At 33.3% G+C, this 517-nt stretch carries 1 protein-coding gene; it reads right to left on the minus strand.

Annotated elements, in window-relative coordinates; all coding sequences use genetic code 11:
* Positions 1-63: 63 nt before the first annotated feature.
* The coding region (locus tag BAU23_RS15535) for a transposase (protein ID WP_131802507.1) at positions 64-517 on the minus strand (454 nt) is incomplete at its 5' end.

A 517-nucleotide genomic window follows, 5' to 3' on the forward strand; every position in this document is an offset into this window, starting at 1 on the left:
TCTTTTATAGATAGCATAAAAGTAGGCACATCAAATAAACCCTGACGGGTTTCAAATTTTTCGCTATGCTACCTGATGGGCAGAAGTGGTATACTCATACACAACACCTAAAATATCAAAGACTGTTTTTTTCTCATATCTGTGAGATTTTCGTCCGTTTCGCTGTAGGAGGTTAAACAGACGAAGGAGAATCTTTGATAATTCTTGGGTGTTTTTATGTAGTGCTTGATGAAAAAGTAAGAAATAATCTTTAATTATGTACATCGCTTTATATTCACTTAGTTCTTTCTGTTTCTTACGTAACAGGAGTTCTCTCATTTTAAACATAGTAGAAGAACATAATAGGATACTAATGAGTTGTCCATAAAGGTGGCATTCTAATCGCTCTTGTTTAATAGATTTACAACGATGAATTCGAAACCAAGATTTCCATATTTTAAATAACAGCTCAATTTGCCAACGCAGTGAATATAAATCATAGATTTTCTCTTTTGGTACCCATTCCGTAGGAATGTTT

The sequence above is a fragment of the Bacillus nitratireducens genome (genome assembly GCF_001884135.1).
GTDB lineage: Bacteria > Bacillota > Bacilli > Bacillales > Bacillaceae_G > Bacillus_A > Bacillus_A nitratireducens.